The sequence below is a fragment of the Flavihumibacter sp. UBA7668 genome (assembly GCF_002483205.1).
GTDB lineage: Bacteria > Bacteroidota > Bacteroidia > Chitinophagales > Chitinophagaceae > Flavihumibacter.
The window spans coordinates 1-16,568 of record NZ_DLHM01000001.1 but is presented as its reverse complement, the minus strand read 5'-3'; the positions used below and the strand labels follow the sequence as shown (position 1 = coordinate 16,568).

Annotated in this window: 17 protein-coding genes; 11 read left to right on the top strand and 6 right to left on the bottom strand. The window is 45.2% G+C overall.

What is annotated here, in order from left to right:
• The first annotated feature begins 6 nt into the window (after positions 1-6).
• On the top strand, positions 7-1,377 hold the full coding sequence (locus B2746_RS00085; RefSeq protein WP_290789437.1) for a Gfo/Idh/MocA family protein: 1,371 nt from the start codon (positions 7-9) through the stop codon (positions 1,375-1,377).
• Here the strand turns inward: B2746_RS00085 and B2746_RS00080 are convergent, their stop codons facing one another.
• The 4 genes from B2746_RS00080 to rlmN form a co-directional block, all read right to left on the bottom strand.
• Positions 1,378-2,097, bottom strand: coding sequence for an RluA family pseudouridine synthase (locus tag B2746_RS00080; RefSeq protein ID WP_290789434.1), 720 nt, complete (start codon positions 2,095-2,097; stop codon positions 1,378-1,380).
• Position 2,098: 1 nt separating this feature from the next.
• On the bottom strand, positions 2,099-3,238 hold the full coding sequence (locus tag B2746_RS00075; protein ID WP_290789432.1) for a pseudouridine synthase: 1,140 nt from the start codon (positions 3,236-3,238) through the stop codon (positions 2,099-2,101).
• An 88-nt stretch (positions 3,239-3,326) separates the two neighbouring features.
• Positions 3,327-3,896 carry a hypothetical protein gene (locus tag B2746_RS00070; RefSeq protein ID WP_290789429.1) on the bottom strand — a complete coding sequence of 190 codons (570 nt, stop codon included), beginning with the start codon at positions 3,894-3,896 and terminating at the stop codon, positions 3,327-3,329.
• 119 nt (positions 3,897-4,015) lie between these two features.
• Positions 4,016-5,059 (bottom strand): 23S rRNA (adenine(2503)-C(2))-methyltransferase RlmN, encoded by a 1,044-nt coding sequence (gene rlmN, locus B2746_RS00065; RefSeq protein ID WP_290789426.1) that lies wholly within the window; start codon positions 5,057-5,059, stop codon positions 4,016-4,018.
• 402 nt (positions 5,060-5,461) lie between these two features.
• Between rlmN and B2746_RS00060 the strand changes: the two genes are divergently transcribed.
• Both B2746_RS00060 and B2746_RS00055 read left to right on the top strand, forming a co-directional pair.
• Positions 5,462-6,649 carry an acetyl-CoA C-acyltransferase gene (locus B2746_RS00060; protein WP_290789423.1) on the top strand — a complete coding sequence of 396 codons (1,188 nt, stop codon included), beginning with the start codon at positions 5,462-5,464 and terminating at the stop codon, positions 6,647-6,649.
• Positions 6,650-6,736: 87 nt separating this feature from the next.
• Complete coding sequence (locus B2746_RS00055; RefSeq protein ID WP_290789420.1) at positions 6,737-7,204, top strand: hypothetical protein; 468 nt, start codon at positions 6,737-6,739, stop codon at positions 7,202-7,204.
• A gap of 71 nt (positions 7,205-7,275) precedes the next feature.
• Here the strand turns inward: B2746_RS00055 and hisS are convergent, their stop codons facing one another.
• The gene (gene hisS / locus B2746_RS00050) at positions 7,276-8,667 is read right to left on the bottom strand and encodes a histidine--tRNA ligase (RefSeq protein WP_290789417.1); all 1,392 of its coding nucleotides are present in this window, start codon (positions 8,665-8,667) and stop codon (positions 7,276-7,278) included.
• Between the two features lie 7 nt (positions 8,668-8,674).
• Positions 8,675-9,130 (bottom strand): low molecular weight protein-tyrosine-phosphatase, encoded by a 456-nt coding sequence (locus B2746_RS00045; RefSeq protein WP_290789414.1) that lies wholly within the window; start codon positions 9,128-9,130, stop codon positions 8,675-8,677.
• 105 nt (positions 9,131-9,235) lie between these two features.
• Between B2746_RS00045 and B2746_RS00040 the strand changes: the two genes are divergently transcribed.
• The 8 genes from B2746_RS00040 to B2746_RS00005 all read left to right on the top strand — a co-directional run bounded on the left by B2746_RS00040 (position 9,236) and on the right by B2746_RS00005 (position 15,986).
• Positions 9,236-10,051, top strand: coding sequence for an energy transducer TonB (locus tag B2746_RS00040; protein WP_290789411.1), 816 nt, complete (start codon positions 9,236-9,238; stop codon positions 10,049-10,051).
• 57 nt (positions 10,052-10,108) lie between these two features.
• Entirely contained in the window at positions 10,109-10,345 is a 237-nt protein-coding gene (locus B2746_RS00035; RefSeq protein WP_290789408.1) for a hypothetical protein, read from the top strand.
• Positions 10,346-10,362: 17 nt separating this feature from the next.
• Positions 10,363-11,283 (top strand): PstS family phosphate ABC transporter substrate-binding protein, encoded by a 921-nt coding sequence (locus B2746_RS00030; RefSeq protein WP_290789406.1) that lies wholly within the window; start codon positions 10,363-10,365, stop codon positions 11,281-11,283.
• Between the two features lie 54 nt (positions 11,284-11,337).
• Positions 11,338-13,002 carry a tetratricopeptide repeat protein gene (locus B2746_RS00025; RefSeq protein ID WP_290789403.1) on the top strand — a complete coding sequence of 555 codons (1,665 nt, stop codon included), beginning with the start codon at positions 11,338-11,340 and terminating at the stop codon, positions 13,000-13,002.
• Between the two features lie 161 nt (positions 13,003-13,163).
• Complete coding sequence (locus tag B2746_RS00020; protein WP_290789400.1) at positions 13,164-13,562, top strand: NADH-quinone oxidoreductase subunit A; 399 nt, start codon at positions 13,164-13,166, stop codon at positions 13,560-13,562.
• A 16-nt stretch (positions 13,563-13,578) separates the two neighbouring features.
• Entirely contained in the window at positions 13,579-14,160 is a 582-nt protein-coding gene (locus tag B2746_RS00015) for an NADH-quinone oxidoreductase subunit B (protein WP_290789397.1), read from the top strand.
• A gap of 21 nt (positions 14,161-14,181) precedes the next feature.
• Complete coding sequence (locus B2746_RS00010) at positions 14,182-14,697, top strand: NADH-quinone oxidoreductase subunit C (RefSeq protein WP_290789394.1); 516 nt, start codon at positions 14,182-14,184, stop codon at positions 14,695-14,697.
• A 47-nt stretch (positions 14,698-14,744) separates the two neighbouring features.
• Positions 14,745-15,986 carry an NADH-quinone oxidoreductase subunit D gene (locus B2746_RS00005; protein WP_290789391.1) on the top strand — a complete coding sequence of 414 codons (1,242 nt, stop codon included), beginning with the start codon at positions 14,745-14,747 and terminating at the stop codon, positions 15,984-15,986.
• The last annotated feature ends 582 nt before the right edge of the window (positions 15,987-16,568 follow it).

Below are 16,568 nucleotides of genomic sequence, written 5' to 3'. Positions count from 1 at the left end.
ATAAGCATGAGTAAGAAAGAACAAGCTTCGCGCAGAGGTTTTCTGCGTAATATGGCAGCTGCAACAGCAGCACTGGCGGTTGGTAATGTAGCAATGGCTGCAGAGGAGAAAAATGTTTGGGTACAGTCCATTCGTTCAAAATCCGGTTTCGATGCCAACGATCAGATTAATATCGCCCTCATCGGTGCAGGTGGTATGGGTGTTCAGGATACAATCACTGCATTGCAGGTGCCGGGCATTAAACTGGTGGCTGTTTGTGATTTATATGATGGTCGTTTGAAGGAAGCGAAAGAACGCTGGGGCTCGGCTATCGCCACTACCCGCAGTTATAAAGAAATCCTGGCAAGAAAAGATATTGATGCTGTAATTATTGCAACACCTGATCACTGGCATCAGCAGATTTCTATTGATAGTCTGAAAGCCGGTAAACATGTGTACTGTGAAAAACCAATGGTGCATTCCATTGGTGAAGGTCCGGCTGTTATTAAAGCCCAGCAGGAGTCCGGAAAAATTTTCCAGGTAGGAAGTCAGGGTGTATCCTCCCTCGGTAATGAAAAAGCAAAGGAACTATTGAAAGATGGCGCTATTGGCGAGTTGAATTATGCAGAAGGTTTCTGGGCTCGTCATTCTCCGCTCGGAGCATGGCAATATCCGATTCCGGATGATGCATCACCCGCTACACTCGATTGGGAAACATTTATCAGTAATACAACCAAACGTCCCTTTGATAAAACCCGCTTTTTCCGTTGGAGAAATTATACCGATTATGGTACGGGCATGTCGGGTGATTTGTTTGTACACCTGTTTTCAAGTTTACATTTCATAACAGATTCTCTGGGACCGAATAAAGTGTATTCTTCCGGTGGACTCCGTTACTGGAAAGATGGCAGAGAAGTCCCCGATGTTTTATTGGGAACCTTTGACTACGGTGTACAGAAAGCACATCCGGCATTTAATCTTTCCCTGCGTTGCAACTTTGTGGATGGTACCAGTGGTACAACCTTCCTGAAACTGGTTGGTAGTGAAGGATCGATGGATATTACCTGGGATGATGTTACCGTGAAACGTAACAAAGAAGTTACTTCAGATGATCCGTTTTTTATTGAACAGATGCGCAAAGCAGGAAAAGAAGTGGGTGGAAGAAAACGGATTCTTCCTCCGCAGGAATTTAAGTTCAGTGCAGAGAAAGGATACAAAGGCGGACCGTACGATCACTTTGTAAATTTCTTTGAAGCGATTCGCAAAAATGGAAAAGTTGCAGAAGATGCGGTATTTGGCTATCGCGCTGCCGCTCCAGCCTTATTGTGTAACGACAGTTATCGCCAGGATAAAGCCATCTTATGGAATCCTGAAAAAATGGAACTGTTGAAAAAATAATCAATCCTGCTTCTCCAATTGCTGAAGGCTTGCCCGCAAGTCCTTCGGCAATGGAGCATGCAGTTCAACAAGTGCACCATTGGTATCAGTAAAACTTAATGAACTCGCATGCAGCCCCAATCTGTTTAATAAGGGTCGTTCTTCCAATATATCCTTTCCCAGTTTGAATTTTTTCTTGATGCCTGATAGCAAAAAAGGTTTTCCATCACCATAATAAGGATCACAAACTATCGGATGTCCGAAATGCTGCATATGTACCCTGATCTGGTGTGTTCTTCCCGTTAGAATGGTAAATTCCATCCAGGAGTACATTGAAAAACTTTCTAGAGTTTTGAATAAGGTGATGGAAGGTTTTCCTTTTCTGATGACCGTCATTTGTCCGGGTTTGCCGGGATGCGGGCCAATTGGAACATCTATGCTTCCTTCCGCTTCGTACACTTTCCCTAGCACCAGTCCATTGTATTTTTTTACAGTTGAACGTTCTTCAAATTGTTTGGACAGAAACTGGTGACTCTGTTCATTTTTGGCGAAGAGAATGACACCACTGGTTTCTCTGTCGAGCCGGTGAACGGTATAAATGGAACCATATTCTCTGAGGAGAAGGTCTTTGAGTGAAGGGCTTGATTGTTCTCTGTCCGGAATCGAAAGCAAGCCAGCTTCTTTATTGATAGCTACCCAATCCGAATTCTCCTGTAGTATGGCTGTACGAATGGATTTCATCTTATTTGCCGGATGATTTGGTACGTGTTGCTTTGGAAGTTCCCGCAGGCTTGGACGTCCTTGCCGGTCGGGAGCTGCCTCCTGTTTTTGTACGGTCAGTTGGTCTGGATGGTCTTGCTGATTTGCCAGCTGGTTTAAAACTTCCTGCTGCTGTAGGCTCCGGACTGATCAGTTTTTCTGCTGCCGGTGCTGGTTTTTTAGTGTCTTTATTGAAATGTTTCAATAATCTGATTTCTTTCTCCGTTAGTAATCGCCATTTGCCGCGATTTACATTCTTTTTGGTTAATCCGGCATAGGTGACTCTGTCCAGCCCTTTTACATCGTATTTCAAATGTTCAAAGATGCGTCGCACAATACGATTTCGTCCACTATGAATTTCTATTCCGATTACTGATTTATCTCGTGGATCTGCATACCCGATGGCATCCGGTTGTACAAATCCGTCCTCCAGGATAATACCATGGGCAATGGCTTCAAAATCTGCCTTGGTTAGAGGCCGATCGAGTTTTACCTCATAGATTTTTTTTACCTGATTTTTGGGATGGGATAAGGTTTGGGCCAGCTCGCCATCATTGGTTAAAAGCAATACCCCACTGGTGTTACGGTCCAAACGGCCAACCGGATAAACCCGCTCAGCGGTGGCTGTTTTGATGAGATCAAGTACGGTTTTTCTACCCTGGGGGTCTTCCGTAGTAGTGATATAATCCTTCGGTTTATTTAGTAAGATGTAAATCAGGTTCTTTGTAATAGTGATGCGCTTTCCTTTTACCTTGATTTCATCTTTTTCGCTCACCTTAAATCCCGGTTCACTGATAGGCTGACCATTCACGGTTACCACTCCAGACTTTACGAGTTCTGCTGCATCTCTGCGCGCGCAAACCCCTGCATGGGCAATGAATTTATTTAAGGGCATGGGACCAGAAGCTACAACAGTTGCTCCTGTTTCAGCGCGATTCCCCTGACTACCGGCAATGGGCAGATTTCTTTTCTCAAATTTTACTTTTCGCTTTTCTTCGAAGGATTCATCAATGGCCTGCGACCTTTCTTTCTTTTCAACTCTTCTTTCCTGGCGGTATTGTTCTTTTACGGTACCCGCTTTTTTCTTGTTTGCGAATTTCTCGAAACCTGTAGCTTTTTTCATGTTCTTGTATTTGCTGTTTTTCAACAGGAATCGCAAAAATACAAAAGACAGCCGGGATGGCTGTCTTTTGTATTTTCCAGGGGTTGATTTATCGGGCCGGACCGTCCATAGGTGATTTTGAGCGCTTTTTTAGCTGCTCCAGTTGTTCAGGAGTCAGGATTTGGCGCATATTTTCGCGATTAGCTTCATGAAGGGCTTTCAACTTTGTTTTTTTCTCTGCCTCTGATAGTGCTGTATTGGCTTTAATCAGAGCGGCTTCTTCACGTTGTTTTTCCCGCATGGTTCGCATAGTTGATTTTTGTTCTTCAGTCAGATTGGATACCATCGGGCCTTTTTGATGTCTGCCCTGTTTCATTCTGTGTTGCCTGTTTTTCTGAAATTGTTCCAGTTTTGCTTTTTGCTCAGGGGTATACACAGCCATTCGCTTCTGCTGGTATTCTTCGTTGAGTTCTTTGAGTTTGATTTTTTGGGCTTCTGTCAATTGCAGAACCGAATCCATCCGATGTATTCCGGGCTGACGCTGCATTATACCGGCTTTCCTTGCTTTACGCTCGTGTAACGGAACTTTTTTATCGGATGATTTGTGGTGGGTGCTATCCTGCGCCTGTATGCTCAGAATGCCCAATCCCATCAGGGTAAGTAGTAAGATTTTTTTCATTTCCTGTTCGTTTCATATAGGACCCAAACAGGACTTCCGGGTTTAATTACCCCCCGCGCAATAGTATACTTCTAACATCTGTTTAACACTTCCCTCTTTCACCTCTCACCTTTCACCTTTCACTTATTTGCTAACTGCCCGCATGCCGCATCAATATCCTTCCCCCTGCTTCTTCTGAGTCGAACATTCACCCGGTGTTTTTCGAGGTATTGCATGAATTGCATGGTCTTATCCTCATCAGGTTTTTCAAACAGTGCCAGGTCAATTGGATTGTATTCGATTATATTGATGAGATCAGCAGGTACACGACGATAAAGTTTAACCAGCTCCGCAGCATCTTCCAGACTATCGTTGAAATCTTTGAAAAGAATATATTCAAAGGTGATTTCATTGCCGGTTTTCTGGTAGAAATAATTGAGGGCTTCCACCAGCGATTGGATATCATTGGTATCATTGATCGGCATGATCTCGTGACGTTTCGCATCAGTGGCAGCATGCAGGGAAAGGGCGAGTTTGAACCGAACCTGGTCATCGCCCAATTGTTTGATCATTTTGGCAACACCTGCGGTGGAAACGGTAATTCTTCTCGGACTCATACCCAGCCCGTCGGGAGAAGAAATTTTTTCAATTGCTTTTAGTACGTTTTTATAGTTGAGCAGGGGCTCGCCCATGCCCATAAATACGATATTGGTTAGTTTTTTCCCGTAAACGGCTTCGCTTTGTTTGTTGATGAGGACTACTTCATCGAAAATTTCATCAAATTCCAGGTTGCGTTTGCGATCCATATAGCCGGTAGCGCAGAATTTGCAGCTTAAGGAACAGCCGATTTGAGAGGATACACAGGCTGTTTTACGGTCATCGGTCGGTATCAGCACTCCTTCTACCAGGTGGCCATCCACCGTGCGGAACCGGCTTTTAACGGTTCCATCAGAGCTATGCTGGCTCAGGTCTTCGGTTAAAGCAGGCAGACTGAAGGATTCAGCCAGTTTGGTGCGCAGCTCCTTGCTGAGGTTGGTCATGTCCTCAAAGCGCAACGCCTGTTTGGTCCAGATCCATTCATACACCTGTTTAGCCCGGAAAGCTTTTTCTCCCATTTCCTTGAAATACGCATCCAGTTCCTCCCGGGATAATTGCCTGATATTCGGTTTTGCCAGCTTTAACATCCTGCAAAGATAAGGGGAGGAAGGGGAAGGGAGAGGGGAAGGGAGGAGGGAGGAAGGAGAGGGTACCCGACGGGTGCTTGGAATTTAAAAATGTTCGGGATACCTTAACCTGAAAAATAGGAAAAGATTGTTATATGAATTCTTCCACCAGTTTATCCATTAGTTCCAAAACAGCCATTAACAGAACACAGGAAATTCAGAGGCTCTTAAATGATCGGTTTTCTTATATCGTATTTTACCCAGCCATCTTTTCTTTTTTACATTGTGTTGCCTGTTGGAGTTTTAACCTGGATTTATCGATACTATAAATTGACCAGTATACGAAGTAAGTTGGGAGAAGCCAGCTCAAAAATGAATACTGCTGTTTTTTACCTGAAGGCGACGGAATCCTATCTTTAGTTTATGAACACAGTTTATATAATTGATGCCGTTCGAACGCCCATAGGTAAATATGGGGGAGCATTAAGTAGCGTACGTCCCGATGACTTGCTAGCATTTATTATAAGGGAATTGCTTCTAAGAAATCCTTCTGTTGAGCCGGCTGCCATTGAAGAAGTAATTGCGGGTGCCGCCAACCAGGCTGGAGAAGATAATCGGAATGTGGCAAGAATGGCTGCCTTGCTGGCCGGATTACCGGTTTCTGTGGCGGGTTCCACCGTGAATCGTTTATGTGCCTCCGGCTTGCAGGCCATTATGGATGCAGCACGGGCCCTTCAAAATGGCGATGGCGAGTTCATTATTGCGGGTGGTGTTGAAAGTATGACCCGAGCCCCATTTGTCATGGCCAAACAGGGAACTGCCTGGTCGAGACAATCCGAAATTTATGATACCACTATCGGATGGCGATTCACCAATCCGGCTTTAGCTGCCCTGTATCATCCGTTTTCCATGGGGGAGACAGCTGAAAATGTAGCCCGTCAGTGGAATATTTCAAGGGAAGATCAGGATCAGTTTGCATTCGACAGCCAAACGAAATACCAGAACGCTTGGGAGACCGGAAAATTTCAGGATGAAATTATTCCGGTTCCGATTCCGGGAAAAAAAGATACAATTTTTGATAAGGATGAACATCCCCGCTTGAGTCCGCTTGAAAAATTGGCAACACTTTCACCTGCGTTTATAAAAGACGGAACAGTAACCGCGGCAAATTCCAGTGGAATCAACGACGGTGCAGCGGCCATCTTACTGGCAACCGAAAATGCTGTTTTAAAATATGGTTTAAAGCCCTTTGCGAAGATTCGTTCGATGGCAGTAGCAGGGGTTGATCCATCCATTATGGGAATTGGGCCGGTTCCAGCAACGAAGAAAGCATTACAACGCGCAGGAATAACCGAACAACAATTGGATCTGATTGAACTGAATGAAGCATTTGCATCACAATCCATTGCCTGTATCCGGGAATTGGGACTTGATCCGAATAAAGTAAATGTAAATGGTGGAGCAATTGCATTGGGTCATCCATTGGGATGCAGTGGTGTCAGGATTGCAACAACCCTACTTCATGAAATGAAAAGGCGCGGTGCAACTCTTGGATTGGCTACCATGTGTGTTGGCGTTGGACAGGGAGCAGCAATAATTTTTGAGTTATAAATTATCTTGTCGAACGCATTCATCCTTATTTCACTTTCTTCTGCAGGTGTTGCCTTTTAATTTACCGGTACATCAACACCTTGTACAATGATTCAGCAATCACCCCTGCGCAGTATGTTGCTAATACTAGCAATTACTGCCACCAGCTCCTGCAGTGTCATGCGGGAGACCGACAAATTAGAATATGCTTATGCGGAAGGCTTGCAACATCGAAAGCTGGTACTTTCTATTCCGGATGGTTATCAATCAGAATCGCATCATCGGGATGAGAATGGCGTTCTGATTCGCACCTTTCATTACAAAGACGGGGCAGAGTTTTTTATAGCCTGTAAAGACAAGGAATTAAATCCTGTAATTGCGGTTGAACGCACTTCCGCTACACTTAGCGATTTAAAGAAATCAATGGGAGAGGAGGGGAGCGGAAAACATTCCAATGGCACCAATTGGAGACGGACCGTCCGCGACTGTTTTATCATCGGCTACGACTATGTAGAACCCGACCGCGCCAAACTCTTCGATCAGGCTATCCATTCCCTGAAAGTACGCAGGGCTTAAACGTCAGACAGGTATCAGATACATGTTAGCACTGTGTACTAACACCGTTCTAACACGTATCTGACACCTCTCTAACACAGTTCTAACACCTGTCTGACACCTTGGGTAGGAAGCTTCCACTGATCACCGGTTAGCAGGTTTTTTACCGTGAGGGTACCCGCAGCCAGCTCATCACTGCCCAAAAAAATCGCAAAAGGAATTTTTTTCTGATCCGCATACTTGAACTGCTTCTGAAGCTTCACCGTTTCGGGATACAACTCACATCGCCGACCCAATGCACGCAATTCCTGCATCAACGCAAAAGCCCGGCGACTCTCCGCCTCCCCCAGATTGAAAAACAAAAACTCCGTTCCCGCAGCTACCGTTTCAGGGAACAAGCCCAACTCCTCCATCACATCGTATATCCGATCCACCCCAAAACTGATCCCCACACCCGGAATATCCGGAACCCCAAATAATCCGGTCAGATCATCGTAGCGGCCACCACCACCAATACTGCCCATCTTCACCCCAACCGCACGAATCTCAAAAATGATCCCGGTATAATAATTCAATCCCCGCGCCAACGTAAAATCACAAACCAAATCAACCCCACCTGTAGCAGCAACCGAAGCGCGCGTTTCGTCATACAATCCCAATACAAATCGCAACTCCTCCAAACCCACACGAGCCGATTCCAGATAGCCAAGCAAGGCTTCCACCGCCGCCAGCTTTTCTTCATTCGACCCCTCAATCTTTAAATAGGTTTCAATCCCGTTCACCTGCGCCTCATCCAGTCCCCGTTCCACCAATTCCTCCTTCACTTTCTCCATCCCGATTTTATCCAGCTTATCAATTGCTATCGTGATATCCATCATCTTTTCCGCACCTCCACAATGTTCCGCTAAAGCAGCTAAAATTTTTCGGTTATTCAACCGGATCTCAACCGGAATACCCAACTGCTGAAATGCAGCTGCATAAATCGATGTCAATTCCACTTCATTATACAGGCTCCGGCTCCCCACTACATCCGCATCACATTGATAAAATTCGCGATACCTGCCTTTCTGCGGACGATCAGCCCGCCAAACCGGCTGAATCTGATAGCGGCGAAATGGCAATGCCAGCTGCCCATGGTTCATGGCAACATATCGCGCAAACGGAATCGTCAGATCATAGCGCAGGGCCCGTTCCGTCAGGTTTTTATCATTTTTACCCGCCAGCACCTGATCAAATGCTGCCCGCGCCTTATCCATATTTTTCGGATCATTCAACCCATTGTTCAGTATCTTGAAGATGAGTTTGTCCCCTTCATCTCCATATTTGCCCATCAGGGTATCCAGATTTTCCATCGCCGGAGTTTCCAGCGGCTGAAATCCATACAATTCAAAAACGGATTTGATCGTATTTAATATATAGGTACGCTTCCGAACGGTATCCGGACCAAAATCACGCGTGCCCGAAGGCAGGGAAGGTTTCGACATTATTGTTCTATTGGTGTTTTTCAATCAATTTATCACAGGCCGCAGCAAGCATGGCATACACTTCATGATAGCCGGGCTCGGTTCCATACCAGGGATCAGGAACATCCAGGTTCTGCCCGGGATGCAATTCATTCATCAGTAAATCCACTTTGGAACCATCGAATTGCTGGCGGGAGATCGACTTCATTTCCTCCACCACATCCTCCGCCATGGCATAAATCAGATCAAATTCCTCAAAATCCGCCGCCCGGAACCGGCGCGCTCTTTGCAGGCTGATATCAATCCCATTGTGCAAAGCTACTTTTTGTGAAAGGCGATGCGGCGCTTCCCCCACATGGTATCCATTGGTGCCTGCACTGTCAATTTCCCAATCCAGTCCGGCTGCTGCAGCTTTCGCCTGTAATATTCCTTCTGCCAGCGGACTCCGGCAAATATTCCCGAGACAGACCATCAAAATCTTCATGGCGGCAAAAATAGGACAGATTCCCTTATGGAAAGTTGTAACCCCTGCATCTCTATCTCAACACAGCGCTGCGTTCCTTATTTATCCAAACTAAACTTAATCAGTATGGAACCTTCTACCATTCTCCGCAGCGATGCGCTTGACATTCTTTTCGAAAACCGCAACAAACAATACGGCGCCTACACGCTCAGACGGGAATACCCGCAGCGTTTATTAATAGCAATGGGCGGAATGGCCGTCCTGGTACTGGCAGCCAACTTTTTTCTGCTGCAACCCCCAAGCCCCAAACTCCTGAGCGGCCCTATCATACTTACAGATGACCATCATTTTATCCCGCCCCCGGCCACACCTGTTGATCCTCCGCCACCTCCCGCACCTGCTCCACCACCGCCACCTGCAGCATCTGAACAATACGTAGCCCCTGAAATTGTACCGGATGATCAACACACCGATCCGCTCCCCGAAATGGATGACCTGGTTAATAAAGTCATCTCAACCATCTCACAGGACGGACCTCTATCCGATAATATCACCCGTCCACCAGCCCCTGAAAGCTCTGGAACAGGTGCCGCCCCCATCGAGCCGGAAGTAGAAAAAACACCGGAAATTCTCAAAACTGCCGATATAATGCCCAGTTTCCCGGGTGGATTAAGTGCCCTCCAACGCTGGCTCTCCAGAAACCTTAAACCCCAGGATGGACTGGAACCCGGACAAAGAGTAAAAGTAATCGCCCGCTTCGTGGTGGATGTTAATGGAAAAATAACCGGGATTCAGCTCACCCAATCCGGTGGAGACCCCTACGATCAGGAAGTTATGCGCGTAATAAAGAAAATGCCCCAGTGGAATCCGGGTATACAAAATGGTAATACCGTTGCCGTTTGGTTCAATATTCCCATAATTTTTGAAACCCCCGAAGAGTAGTGAAAGGGGAACCCCATATTTTTCCTAAATTGCCCAACGCAAACAAAGCAGCTTAACATGGCTATTGATCCACAAAATAAAAGAAGAAAGCAATACAGTCTGATGCGATCCATCCTCGATTATGGCATGGGTGTACTCATACTGACCTTTGGTTTCTTCTTCTTATTTTCTGAAAAACTGGGCTTTGATTTCGAAATGGAACCATTTTTTAAATATTTCTTCTCCGGACTTTGTATTGTGTATGGAGCCTGGCGAATTTATCGCGGTTACCAGAAAAATTATTATTCCGAATAAGAATTAAGATATCGTGTATGCATAGGCGTTGGAAAGTACAGATCACCGTGGTAGTGGCAATGTTCGCGTTCATTCGCTGTAACAACCAGCCGGTTGTTTACAGAGGAGATACCGCAACCAAAGGAACCATTCATATCAGCGTGGACGAATCCTTTAAACCTGTTATTGATTCACAGATTAAAGTATTCGAATCCTCCAACCCCGAAGCAAAAATCATTGCGCATTACAAAGCCGAGGCAGAATGTCTGAAAGACCTGCTGGTAGACAGTATCCGCATGGTCATTGTTACCCGCAAACTTTTACCTATTGAGGAAAGACGTCTGAAAGATACGTTGCGATTTATCCCCGTTCAGGGAAGGGCTGCATTTGATGCGGTTACCATAATCGTGCACCCCTCCAATAAGGATTCCCTGCTCGATCGCAGTGACCTGAAATCAATCCTGAACGGAACCAGTGGTTATAAATTCAGGCCGGTTATGGACGGACTTACCGCCACCAGTACCGTCCGTTTCGCTATTGATTCCATCCTCAGAGGCGATAAACTAAGCAAAGAAGTAACCGCCGCCACTTCCAGCGAAGGGGTAATCGATTATGTTTCCAAAAACAAAGACGCCATCGGTTTTATCGGTGTTAGCTGGATCGGCAACAACGACGATCCCGTTCAACTCAGCTTTCAGAAAAAAGTTACCATCGCCTCTTTAAAATGTGAAATTTGTCCGGATGACGCCTATGTTAAGCCTTATCAGGCCAATATAGCTACCCGCCGTTATCCTTTGGTACGCGGATTGCATTACATTTTAAAAGAAAATTATGAAGGGCTGGGCAGTGGATTCGCGAATTTTCTCATCTATGAAAGAGGACAGCTGATTTTCCGCAGAGCTTATCTCTGGCCGGCAAAAATGGCCTTTGAGATAAGAAATGCAGGAATAGACGAGTAATCTGTATTATTTTAATATTTTTATCATCCGACTAACGACTAAAAACAGCAACGAATGAAGAAATACCTCTACAGTCTGGTAGTGGCCGCAGTAATGTGTAGCAATGCACTGTTTGCGCAGAGTGTTGACCAGGGAAAGAAGTTTTATTATTATGAGCGCTATAAGAGTGCAAAAGATGAACTGGAAAAAGTACTGGCAGCCAACCCCAATAATATTGAGGCTACTTACTGGCTGGGTCAGACCTTACTGGATATGAAAGATACCGTGGGTGCCCGCGCCGTTTATCAGAAAGCACTCTCCACTAACGGTAATGCACCCCTGCTGCTGGTAGGTACCGGTCATATGGAATTAATGGATGGCAAAAAAGAAGAAGCAAAACAACGTTTTGAAACGGCGATCAGTCTCACCAAATCAAAAGATGTTGATATTTTTAATGCCATTGGTCGTGCCGTTGTAAATGCAAAAGACGGTGACTCTGATTATGCTATTGAAAAACTCACACAGGCTACTCAGATTAAGAAATTCAATAATGCGGAGACTTACCTGATAATGGGTGATGCCTATCGCAAAAAAGTGGATGGCGGCAGCGCGGTAACCAATTACCAGAAAGCATTGGAACTGAATCCCAATCTGGCAGCAGCGAAACACCGTATCGGCCGCATTTACCTGACGCAGAAAAACTCCGATATTTTTATACCGGCATTTGAAGATGCGATTCGCCTGGATGCCAATTATGCGCCGGCTGTTTACGATCTCTATTATTATTATTTCAGTCGCGATATCAACAAAGCCAAGGATTATTACGATAAATACCTGGCTGTTTCCGATCCTTCACCTGAAAACGACTATGAAAAAACCGCTATCCTCTATGCTTCCCGTCGCTATGACGAAGCAATCAGCACAGCGAATGGTTTCATAGCCAAACTCGGTGAACAGGCTGATCCGAAATACTACAAACTCATCGCCTATTCTTATGATGAGAAAAAAGACTCTCTGAATGCAAAAAAATTCCTGGAGCAGTATTTCGCTAAACAGAAGGAAGAAGGTTTTGTACCAAAGGATTATGAATTCCTGGCAAATACCCTGGCTAAATTCCCCGGTAATGAAGAGCAGGCTATGTCCAATTACGATAAAGCCATCGCTATGGATACTGCCATGGAATCCAAACTGGAACTGATGACCAATGCTGCGGCGCTGGCTAAAAAAACCGGTAACCGTGTAATGGAAGCAAAATACCTGGGTGAACTCTTTAAAACAAAAAAGGATCCCAACAATGTGGACCTGTATAATTGGGGCTTCGCTAATTATCAGGCTGCGCAGTATCCTCAGGCCGATTCAATTTTTGCAATCTATACAGAAAAATATCCCAATGAAATATTTGGCTACCTCTGGAGGGCCAGAGCAAACCAGGCAATGGATACCACCATGGCGCAGGGATTAGCTGTACCACATTATGAAAAGTTAGGTGAAATGTCACTTAGTCTGGACGCTGCCAAATACAAGGGACAGGCAGTATCCTCTTATTTCTACCTGGTTCAATACCATAATGACATTAAAAAGGATCCGGCAAAAGCACTCGAATACATCGAGAAAGTGCTGGCTATTGATCCGGCTAATGAAACAGCTGTTAAAATCAAAGACATTCTGAGCAAAGCAGTAAATAAGAAAGCGGGTAGTTCGGGAGGAAGTGCCAAACCCTCCGCTTCATCAGGAAATTAGCCGATCAGATTAAATTAAATCTAATAGGAAGGCCTTCGGATACGCTCCGAAGGCCTTTTTTCGTTGATAAGTGCCCTTAAATCGAATGCAATGAACTTATTTTCAATGTTCCGCGTTTTATTTGGCAGGCTATCTTATTTTTGCCCCACAACAGCAAAAGCATGAATATTTTTTTCTTACAAACTGCGGTTGCATCCAATACCACAACCAATTATTTGCCCATAGCCATTCAGTTACTGTTTGCGCTGGGATTTGTTGCTCTGACCCTTGGAGGTACCCATTTACTTGGTCCCTCACGTAAAACAAGTGATAAGTTAGCCAACTTTGAAAGTGGAATTGACGCAGTAGGAAATGCCCGCCAGCCCGTAGCCATCAAGTATTTTCTGGTGGCCATCCTGTTTGTATTATTTGATGTGGAAGTTATCTTTTTTTATCCTTATGCCGTGAATTTCAGGGAGTTAGGATGGAATGGCTTCCTCGCTGTATTGATGTTTGTGGGGTTCTTTTTGTGTGGGTTCTATTACATCATCAAAAAAGGTGCCCTCCAATGGGAGGACTAATTTAAAAAAGCAACTTATGGCACGTCCGGTTCAGTTTAATGTAAAAAATGAAGGTGGTAAGATCGTTACCATGGGCGAATTGCCCGATGGTCACATGGGAGAAGGGTTTTTTGCATCCAAGCTCAGCGACATCGTTGGATTAGCACGGAAAAATTCCATCTGGCCCTTACCTTTCGCTACATCCTGCTGCGGAATCGAATTCATGGCCACCATGGCTTCTCACTATGATCTGGCCCGGTTTGGTTCAGAACGGGTGGGATTCTCACCCCGCCAGTGTGATCTCCTGATGGTAATGGGTACCATCGCTAAAAAAATGGCACCTGTTGTAAAACAGGTCTATCTTCAAATGGCAGAACCCCGCTGGGTAATTGCCGTTGGAGCCTGTGCCTCTTCCGGAGGAATATTCGACAGCTACTCTGTATTACAGGGCATTGATCAGGTGGTTCCGGTAGATGTATATGTTCCAGGATGTCCTCCCCGCCCGGAAGCGATCATCGACGGGGTTATGAAAATTCAGGAACTGGTGGGGAATGAAAGTCTGCGTCGCAGAAACGGAGACCGGTACAAAGCTTTACTCGAATCCTACGGTATTCAATAATTACAAATCAGCATTACCATCATGGTTTTGACGAACGAATATATCACACAGCGATTAACAGAAAAATTTGGAGAGTCCATCTCAAATGTGGAAGAACCATATGGACTGCTGACCTTCGAAGTGCCCAAGGACCTGAACCTGAAAGTGATGCAGTTTCTGCAGGATGATCCGGACCTCGCTTTTCGATTCCTGACCGATCTCTGCGGGGTGCATTATCCAGATCAGAAGGGTCGTGAACTGGCTGTTGTGTACCACCTGCACAATATGGCGGAAAATGTAAGGATCCGGATGAAAGTGTTCACCGATGTGCAGCAGCCGGATGTATTTACTGCAACCAGCCTCTATCAGTCGGCCAACTGGCAGGAAAGAGAAACTTATGATTTCTATGGAATCAATTTCGTGGGGCACCCGAATCTGAAGCGGATATTGAATGTGGAGGAAATGGATTATTTCCCGCTAAGAAAGGAATACCCACTGGAAGATCAGACTCGTATTGATAAGGACGATGAAATGTTCGGCAGAGGCGGAAGCATCTGAACCGGTATTTTCAAGAACTAACCAACACCTTAAACAACAAGACAGCAATGTCAGAAATTATACAACAAGAACAGCAGCACGTCAGGCTTCCGGAAGGCTCTATCGGAAAACAAACCACGACGCTGAACCTTGGCCCAACTCACCCCGCCACCCACGGTGTATTCCAGAATATCCTGGAAGTAGATGGTGAACGAATCGTGTCAGCTGAACAAACAGTAGGCTATATTCACCGGGCATTTGAAAAAATTGCAGAAAGACGGCCACTTTATCAGATTACACCGCTTACCGACCGATTGAATTATTGCTCAGCCCCCATCAATAATATGGGCTGGCACCTCACCTGCGAAAAATTACTGGGCGTGAAAACGCCCAAGCGAGTGGATTATCTACGCGTAATTATTATGGAGCTCGCCCGGATCTCCGATCACCTGATCTGTAATTCCATCGTTGGGGTGGATACCGGTGCCTTTACCGGCTTCCTCTACGTGATGCAGTACCGTGAACTGATTTATGAAATCTATGAAGAAATCTGCGGCAGCCGCCTTACCACCAATATTGGCCGTATAGGCGGATTTGAACGTGATTTCACCAATACCGCATTCGAAAAAATTGAACGTTTCCTGAAAGAATATCCGGTTGTTCTGAAAGAATTCGAAACCCTGTTCCAACGAAACCGCATCTTCATGGAAAGAACCATGGGTACCGGTGCCATTGCAGCAGATCGGGCGCTGAACTACGGTTTCACCGGACCAAACCTGCGTGCCACCGGAGTTGATTATGATGTTCGTGTAACATCCCCCTATTCTTCCTACGAAGATTTTGATTTTGAAATTCCCGTTGGAACCACTGGAGACAATTACGATCGCTGGCTGGTTCGGAACCAGGAAATGTGGCAGAGTCTTCGCATAATCGAGCAGGCTTATCGCAAAGTACAGGAGTTCAAAGGTGAAGAAGCCACCATTTATCATGCCGATGTTCCCGAATATTATCTTCCGAAAAAAGAAGATGTTTATACCAAGATGGAAGCCCTGATCTGGCATTTTAAAATCATCATGGGAGAAATCGATATGCCAAAAGGCGAAGTGTACCAGGCAGTGGAAGGTGGCAATGGCGAAGTGGGATACTACCTGATCAGTGATGGTGGCCGCGCTCCATTCAGGCTGCATTTCAGAAGACCCTGCTTTATTTATTACCAGGCCTTCTCTGAAATCAGTGAAGGAGCAATGCTGAGTGATGCAATTATTACGCTGAGTAGCTTGAATCTGATAGCGGGAGAAATGGATGCTTGAGAAAGTAAAAAGTTAAAAGTATAAAGTTAAAAGTGGCGATCCGAAAGTGGAAGAACCTGAAGAAAAACGGGCATCCGATATAGAAAAAAACAGAACAAGTAAATAAAAACAGAACAAGAGGCAAAGACGAACGCAGATCATAAGGCAACAACCAAACATACTAACTGCAAAGACCGAATGAACAAGTAGTAAAGACGAACGGGAAAGGAACAAGCAGTAAAGACATACGGAACCAGAGGCAAAACTGACAGGAAGAATAGCAAAGACAAACAGAACAAGAAGTAAAGACGAAAGGAACCTGAGGCAAAATCAACAGGCAGAATAGGAAAGACCGAAAGCATAAATAGATAAAGGAACAGCTTGGGAAGTTTGACCAGGGGGAAATATGGGAAGCTCCTGATTGATAAAAAACGGTGGAATTGAATTGAAATATTTGTCAATCACTATTTCGACATAATAGAGTTAAAGGAATCGCAATGCCGGAGTGGAATTGTTGAAATGGAATTACTGGAACGCGAGGAAGGATTAATGAAATGGCGATGCCGGAGTGGAATTGTTGAAATGGAATTACTGGAACGCGAG